Annotated in this window: 6 protein-coding genes and 1 pseudogene; 3 read left to right on the plus strand and 4 right to left on the minus strand. The window is 41.3% G+C overall.

Features of this window, described 5'->3' with window-relative positions:
* Positions 1–107: 107 nt before the first annotated feature.
* From F6K51_RS34485 to F6K51_RS34495, 3 genes are all read right to left on the minus strand, one after another.
* On the minus strand, positions 108–1,625 hold the full coding sequence (locus tag F6K51_RS34485) for a carotenoid oxygenase family protein (RefSeq protein WP_293029839.1): 1,518 nt from the start codon (positions 1,623–1,625) through the stop codon (positions 108–110).
* 402 nt (positions 1,626–2,027) lie between these two features.
* Entirely contained in the window at positions 2,028–2,924 is an 897-nt protein-coding gene (locus tag F6K51_RS34490; protein ID WP_293029842.1) for a sulfotransferase, read from the minus strand.
* Positions 2,925–2,984: 60 nt separating this feature from the next.
* Positions 2,985–3,176, minus strand: a complete 192-nt coding sequence (locus tag F6K51_RS34495; protein ID WP_293029845.1) for a hypothetical protein — start codon at positions 3,174–3,176, stop codon at positions 2,985–2,987.
* A 384-nt stretch (positions 3,177–3,560) separates the two neighbouring features.
* On the opposite strand from F6K51_RS34495, the gene F6K51_RS34500 reads away from it, so the two are divergent.
* From F6K51_RS34500 to F6K51_RS34510, 3 genes are all read left to right on the plus strand, one after another.
* The gene (locus F6K51_RS34500; protein ID WP_293029850.1) at positions 3,561–5,288 is read left to right on the plus strand and encodes a filamentous hemagglutinin N-terminal domain-containing protein; all 1,728 of its coding nucleotides are present in this window, start codon (positions 3,561–3,563) and stop codon (positions 5,286–5,288) included.
* 105 nt (positions 5,289–5,393) lie between these two features.
* Positions 5,394–5,549 (plus strand): hypothetical protein, encoded by a 156-nt coding sequence (locus tag F6K51_RS34505; protein WP_293029854.1) that lies wholly within the window; start codon positions 5,394–5,396, stop codon positions 5,547–5,549.
* Between the two features lie 188 nt (positions 5,550–5,737).
* Complete coding sequence (locus tag F6K51_RS34510) at positions 5,738–5,881, plus strand: hypothetical protein (RefSeq protein WP_293029857.1); 144 nt, start codon at positions 5,738–5,740, stop codon at positions 5,879–5,881.
* A 92-nt stretch (positions 5,882–5,973) separates the two neighbouring features.
* Here the strand turns inward: F6K51_RS34510 and F6K51_RS34515 are convergent.
* Positions 5,974–7,026: pseudogene (locus F6K51_RS34515) on the minus strand (patatin-like phospholipase family protein).
* Between the last annotated feature and the right edge of the window lie 17 nt (positions 7,027–7,043).

Below are 7,043 nucleotides of genomic sequence, written 5' to 3' on the forward strand. Positions count from 1 at the left end.
ACCTTCAACCTTCAACCAACTAACCTTCAACCTTCAACCAACTAACCTTCAACCTTCAACCAACTAACCTTCAACCTTCAACCAACTAACCTTCAACCTTCAACCAACTAACCTTCAACCTTCAACCCAACTCCCAACAACTCAGAACTCCAGCTACCGTGTAAACCGTAAGGAATATGATGCTTCAAGTGGAGTGTTGCTACCGGTCCACTAGTTAAATCACGACCATCTAATATTACTAGATCCGACCGGTGATGACTAGCATCATATACTAAGGTCAATACCCAACCATCATCTTCTCGTTCAGCATTGGGTCGTGGCACAAACATTGGTTCATTTACAAAACCCTTAGGCGCAGCACTCCAGAATTGTTGTGTCTTTGTTGCCGTATCTATTTTGAGAATTCCTTGTAATGGAGCATTACCGGTGGGATGATCAGTAGCTCCGATAAATAAGTAGCGATAGGGATGTCCTACATAATTAGGGTTAATGCTGGGAAACTCGCAACAGCGCTCTTCTAACAACTTACTCGCTACGGTTTTCTCCGTTAAGTTTAAACTAAAGCGCCAGAGTTGCCCTGGTGCGATCGCATTAAAATCAACCTCCCGAAAATCACTACCTACGTCTAGTGCTGATAATGACTCGTAGCAAATGGAATCCACATAAATCTTGCCATCTTCCTCAAAAGCATTAGCGTGATGGAAGATAAAGCCCGATTGGGTTTCTAGGATTTTGACTCCCTCTGTATTCTGTTTACGAGGAATCACTATAATCCGGGTCGGTTGCTCAGGCTGATATGCCACACACTCACCAGCTCCTCGGTATCCCAACAGGAACGGAATAGGATTATAGCTAACAGGATTTTGGAAGAAAATACAGTAGTTTGGGGTAATCGCAAAATCGTGGATAAAGGCAAAACCAGGAACAATATAAGCTTGGCGTCGTAATAGTTTACCGGTTGGGTCGAATTCGTAAATAGTAATTTTGGTAGACAGACCTGGCTGAATCCCGAAATTCACCAGACAGGGTTGACCACCATCAAGCTTACTACTAGGGTCAATCCAAGGATGAGCAGCAAAGAATTCACCCCCTGCTAATACTCCATCCAAGTTATCTTCACCCAAGGTTTCAAGGGTATGGGGGTCCAAACCGTAAGGTTTAGCTGCTTCCCATAAGGCTAAGAGCTTGCCACCCCAGTAGATTACATTGGTATTAGCAATATTTTTGAGTTGGACATCAAATAGATTCGCTAACCAACCCCCAGGCTTCTGAGTGCCAAACACTCCTCGATAAAGGGGTTTCCCCGCTTTCTGTTCCGCTAAGAAGCCCTCTGTGCGTACAAACCGATTGCGAAAATGGGCTCGACCGTGATCAAATGCGAACGCACAAATCATCCCATCCCCATCAAACGGATGATGCACCGGGTAACCATTAATATCCAGCAAACCAGGACCATTCCTTAACCAAGTCCCCTGCAACTCCCCAGGAATTTCCCCTTCTACCTGATCAATCCAATAATCGTATTCGCCCGGTTGGGACTCATAACCCCTTGCCCAATATTCCTGGCTATAGGACATCCCAGGATTAGAATCCCCATTGGCTTCTTTGTTTAACACATTTTTCATTGCTTGTCAAGTCTTTATCCAGATTATTTTATAAATAGTTTTTAACTTTATTTACATTTTATTACTTTATCAGACTGTCTATAGCAAAGGGAATAGGGAGTAGGGAATAGGGAATAGGGAATAGGGAATAGGGAGTAGGGAACAGCAAACAAAAATTCTCATAATTCATTTGGGAGCCCTATATCCATTACCCATCTCTGTAGCCCTGGCTAAGGTTATTTAACAAAACTTTACATCCATGGCTAGCAAGTATAGGAATAATAATATATATTATTATTCCCAGCAGTAATAATTAGTATTTATAGTAACAATAACGGCATCAAGCCACTATTAATCAAGCATCAGTTGTCAGCAATCAGCCGTGAGCTTTTAGCTCACGCTACTTACTTGTTCACTTAATTTTCAACACTTTAGCCATTGAGAAAGATCGCGACCAATTAAATCTTGAAGCTGGAGGATATCCTCGCGATAGAATTCAATCAATTGCTTCCGCACTGCTGGTGATAACTTAGGTTTACCACGATTTAAATATCTAATCTTGTTAACTAGTTTATCCCTTAGGCTAGTAGGAAGCAATGGACTCAGAATTGATTTAACTGGGTGCGGTTGGCTCAAAAATGATTCCAACGCTTTGTTCTTGGGAATAGGAGCAGCTTGCCTAACTTTTTCAGATATATCTGGGGTAAAGGTATCGTCTATCTCCAAAAAACCAAACATATCTTTCAGCATCCCTAGAGGATTATTATTCAAATCTTCGTATAGATAAACCTTAATCTGGCTTTTTTCAAACACATCATAATAACGCTTCATTTGGACATAGTAAAGTCCCTGGTGTTTATAGTGCCAGAAAGACCACCAGTTATTTTGAATGCGCTCCTCTTCTTGGGCAAGAGCCTCAGCAAAATCCAATGGTTCGCGCTCTTGCTTGATTAAATGTAAATAGTTGGAATAGGCTCTTTCTGCTGGATCTCGAAGAATAGCAATCAATTTAGCCTTAGGAATGTAGTACTTTATGCGTTCAACAGATTTCGCAATGTAGAGATAACTTGTAGATGCTTCACCAATAGCTATTTGATTAGTTGCCTTTTTATATAGGGCACGATAGTCGTCAATATTAGATACAATAAAATTAGCTTCTTTTTCATCTCCTAACCCACTAAAATCTAAATTTTCTCCTTCAAAAGCAAAAAACCTAGGTTCCTTGGCAGGACTCATATAGATTTGCGGATGTTGCTTTAGATATCGGTAAATTGAGGTGGTTCCAGCCTTAGCTGCACCTAGGATTAAAAAGTTGGGCATTGTCATGAGTCTATCTATTTATAGCAAGTCTTATACCCATGAGGTACAAATCTCTGGGTTTTAGGGAGCAGGGACTTCGGAGCAGGGACTTCGGAGCAGGGACTTCGGAGCAGGGACTTCGGAGCAGGGACTTCGGAGCAGGGACTTCGGAGTAGGGAAGAGGGATGAAGGATAAAATCCAGTGTACTTGATAGTGATGCAAACTGCCGTAGCAGACTGTCTATAGCAAAGGTAATCGGGAATCGGGAACAAAAATTATTACTATTGATTTCGGCTCCCTATATCCCTTGGTTATCTCTATTATCTAGTAGAACCCTTACCCATCTCTGTAACCCTCGCTAACATTATTTAACAAAAATTTACATCAATAAATAGGAAGTATAGGTATAATAATTTATATTCTTATACCTAGCAGTAATAATTAGTATTGCTAGTAGCAATAGGAACTTCAACCGACTAGTAATCAAACGTCAGTTGTCAGCAATCAGCCGTCAGCTGTGAACTTAAAATAAACCCCACGTAGCTTGCGTTAATGGGCAAGCTGATAGCTGTTCGCGTAGCGTGCGCTTAGCGCATTAGCTGATAGCTGACAGCTTAAGTTAACTACCCCTCCCCAGGCTCAGGAGAACAAATCCCATGGCATTAGATGTTTTGAAACGCTATAACACTCAGTTAGGTTTAGCCCTATGCTTAGCCATTAGTGGAGCGATCGCATTTTCAGTAAACCAAGCTAATGCTCAGATTACTCCTGATACTACCTTGCCCCAGGGGGAAAGGTCTTTGCTAGACCTGGGCTCGGGTCAGGTAAATGGGGAAATTGTTGATATCATTAAGGGAGGAGCAATCCGAGATATCAATTTGTTCCACAGTTTCCTAGAATTTAATGTGGGAAACGGAAAAAGCGTTTATTTTGCTAATCCAGCTGGGATTGAAAATATTATTTCTCGGGTAACTGCTGGGAAGGCCTCTAATATTTTTGGCACCTTGGGTGTCAATGGTGGCGCGAATTTGTTCTTGATTAATCCCAAGGGGATTTTGTTTGGGCAGAATGCCAAGCTGGATGTATCGGGTTCCTTTGTGGGCACCACTGCTGATGGGATTGGGTTTGGAAATCAAGGAGTGTTTAGTGCGTCTAATCCAGAGCCTCCCTCACCATTATTGACGGTTAATCCTAATGTGTTCTTCTTTAATCAAATTCCCGGTAATATGAATCGTGGTAGTATTACCAGTCAAGCTAAGTTAGAGAAGCTAGCCGTTGATAACCTGTTGTTGCTTGGTGGTGATGTTGAGGTTATCGAAGATAGTAAGATATCCACCAATCAAGGTGGGAATATTCTATTAGCGGGATTGAGCGCAGCAGAAGGACAAGTAGCATTAACTAGAGACGGTAACAAGCTGGGTTTAGATTTTCCCGATGGCGTCAAGAAAGGGAATGTTGTAGTTAAGGATAGCGCTATAGAAACCTTGGTGCCAGAAGATAGCAATGTTGATGGTGGTGAGATTAGGATTATTGCTGATTCTGTGGAAGTAGAAACTTCCAACAATGATCAGGGGATTGTTACGATAACTGATAAGAATGGCAATAAAAGTGGTGATATAATAATAACAGCTGATAACTCAGTATCGATTAATTCTACTCCTGAGCAAGACCGTCAGGGAATCTTTACGATCACAAAGGAAGAAGGTGGAGAAGCAGGTCAAATCACTATCGATGCTGGCTCGTTGACACTAAACAATTCTCAAATAGCTCAGGGAATCTCCACTATCAATGATGTAAATGATCAGAATGCAGGTGGGATTTCTATAACAACTGATTCACTTGTGATTATTGATCCTATTCAGGGAAGTCAGGATGGAGGCTTGACCTTAACTGATGACGGAACAGGTGAACCAGGAGGAAGTATAATAACAAGCGTAGATGCTGTTGGCGGAAACATTACCATCACTACGACTAACATTGTAGTATCGGAAAACGAACCTACCATTCAAACAGACCAAGCTAATCAGGGACAAGATAGCAGTGCTGGGGATGTATCATTAGAGGTTAATGGTAATGTTACTCTCGCTGATAATACCAGACTTGATATCGAAGCTGAAAAGGATCAGGATATCCCCTCGGACGATGAAAAGATTAATGATATCTTTGCCAATACTGAAACAGCCAAAGATGGAAACATCGCTATCACCCTGCAAGGCTTATTGATAAATTTCAGGTTACAGGAAGGTCGGACTCCATTTAATGATATTTCTGCTATTAGTTTTACGGGGGATTTGTCTTTATCTGGGTTGTTGGAGATCAATGGTAAGCTTAATTCTACTCAGGATCCTGGCAACTTACCAATATCACTAGTTAACCCCTCGTAATTAATTGTTGCTAACTGTCCCAGGAGTGGAAAAGTAGCGCTAACTGAACCAAACAGGATCGACAAAGTTACTTCTACTCCTACCTCTGAAGTCAGTTACTTGCCCATGAGAGGAAAACGCCCCACTGCCAATACTCCTACTGCTTCTCGTCCCAAGAAAATAGTGGAAGCTCAAGGTTGGACTGTTGATGAAGATGGTACAATTATCCTGACGGTTGAACCGAATACTGTTATTCCTAACTATTGTATTGATAAGGATTGAGGCATCCGATAGTTTAGCTTGATGTTGAAAATTGCAGCAATTGTCAGCAATTAGATTACTGTTGGATAAGTATAGCGCGCTAGTTTAAATAGCTTCGGTGGAATCCTGTCACTATCGAAAATTACAGCAATTTCGGAAATAAAGCGATTCGTGCAAAGCCCGACGCTACGCTCCGGAAGCTGAGGCCTTTGGCCACGCTACGGGAACGCTTCCGCGCTTATGCGATCGCTTCCGCGCTTATGCGATCGCTTCCGCGCTTATGCGATCGCTTCCGCGCTTATGCGATCGCTTCCGCGCTTATGCGATCGCTTTCCACAAAAGAGCCTTGCTAAATCAATAGTTCAGCTCTTAAACACCCTGATCATACTTGACTAGGTACCTTCACCTTGCCGTTACTCTGTTGTGTCTGACTCTCTTCTTTTTGTTATATAGGGTTATTCTCGATGAACTCTTCAATTGCCTCTATAGGATTATGGGATTCGTCTTTTCCTACCCTAGCTTTACCCTTTTTAAGGTAGTTGTCCGCAGCGTCAACAAAATCACTATATAGATCAGGATTATCAATAGCTCCCAATTTAGAATCTTTTTCCGAATCTTTTATATCAAAATCAAGGCGTAACACACGCTTGGCATTATCCTCATTTCCTTGTCTAATTATTTGCCAGCAAACGTCCGCATTAACTTGATTGGGGGCAGGCATAAATAGATTACCTAGCTGTTGTGCCCAACCTACCATTCCCCAACTGTTAACTTCCTTGTAGCTGTATGGCTTTTTTACGTTACCTGTGCCAATAGAAACAATGGCTATATCATCGAGTTTAAGTTGCTTTTTATGCTTTGGATTAGAGGGATGATATGGAAGAAGTAGGGCATGAGCTATGGCAATCAGAGCCGGATTATTAACTGCAATACCCCCATCGATAAACGTTTTTTCTGGCACTTTTTCATTATCTAAATTATAAGGTTGAAAAAAAGTTGGAGCCGAGGCGGAGCAAACACATAGTTTCCAAATTTCAATATTGTCATACCATTGACGTTCTGATTTAGGGTTATTACTACAAAACCACATGGTTCTCCGTTTTTGAGTCCAATAAGCAGGAATTAATAAAACCGGTTTATTCTCAGAGATGTCACTGATTTTAGTAGAGCCAAATTGACCTTTTAATACAGCCTCTAGTCCCTGATGAGGGTATCGACCAACATTAAAAAAATTCCTAAGTATAGAAATATCACGCCAAACTTTCGTGTTATTTGGGAATATTTTTTCACCATTTTATTCATAAAGGTTTAGTAACTCATCAGCAGTTTTTCCTAGACAAATCCCAGCAGCTAGAAGAGAACCTGTAGACGTTCCAGCTACTAAATCAAAGTATTCATGCAATGGCTTGTCAAGTTTTTCTTCAAATTTTTGGATAATTCGAGCAGATATTACTCCCCGAAAACCACCACCATCTAAGCTTAAAATCTTGTAAGTCATAACTAATCTATCCCAAA

The organism is Moorena sp. SIO3I8 (assembly GCF_010692325.1).
Lineage (GTDB): Bacteria > Cyanobacteriota > Cyanobacteriia > Cyanobacteriales > Coleofasciculaceae > Moorena.

What these genes read in the sequence shown, in the direction of transcription:
- F6K51_RS34500 (WP_293029850.1), top strand. Translation starts at nt 3,561, where the DNA reads ATGGCATTAGATGTTTTGAAACGCTATAACACTCAGTTAGGTTTAGCC.
- F6K51_RS34490 (WP_293029842.1), bottom strand. Translation starts at nt 2,924, where the DNA reads ATGCCCAACTTTTTAATCCTAGGTGCAGCTAAGGCTGGAACCACCTCA.
- F6K51_RS34505 (WP_293029854.1), top strand. Translation starts at nt 5,394, where the DNA reads ATGAGAGGAAAACGCCCCACTGCCAATACTCCTACTGCTTCTCGTCCC.
- F6K51_RS34485 (WP_293029839.1), bottom strand. Translation starts at nt 1,625, where the DNA reads ATGAAAAATGTGTTAAACAAAGAAGCCAATGGGGATTCTAATCCTGGG.